This is a genomic window from Bacillus cereus group sp. BfR-BA-01492, from assembly GCF_022662815.1.
Classification (GTDB): Bacteria; Bacillota; Bacilli; order Bacillales; family Bacillaceae_G; genus Bacillus_A; species Bacillus_A cereus_BD.
Map to the genome: position 1 here is coordinate 1 of NZ_JAKUEH010000074.1, position 223 is coordinate 223.

A 223-nucleotide genomic window follows, 5' to 3' on the forward strand; every position below is an offset into this window, starting at 1 on the left:
AAATGATGAAAATCAAGAGTTAACCTTTAGTATAAAATCTTTAATTGCACGGGAGGAATTAAAAACCATTGTTAAGCGTATGCAGCGTGGTAGGAGAGCATCCGCAAAAGAAGGAAAATCTATCTCCCGTGTTCCACCTTATGGATACTTGCGAGACAATAACTTAAAACTTTATCCTGATCCTGAAAAAAGTTGGGTAATACCCAAAATTTTCGAATTAATG

General features: G+C 35.4%; 1 pseudogene. It reads left to right on the forward strand.

The features are described from left to right. Positions 1-223 (forward strand): annotated as a pseudogene (locus tag MR063_RS21680) (recombinase family protein); the annotation flags it as partial.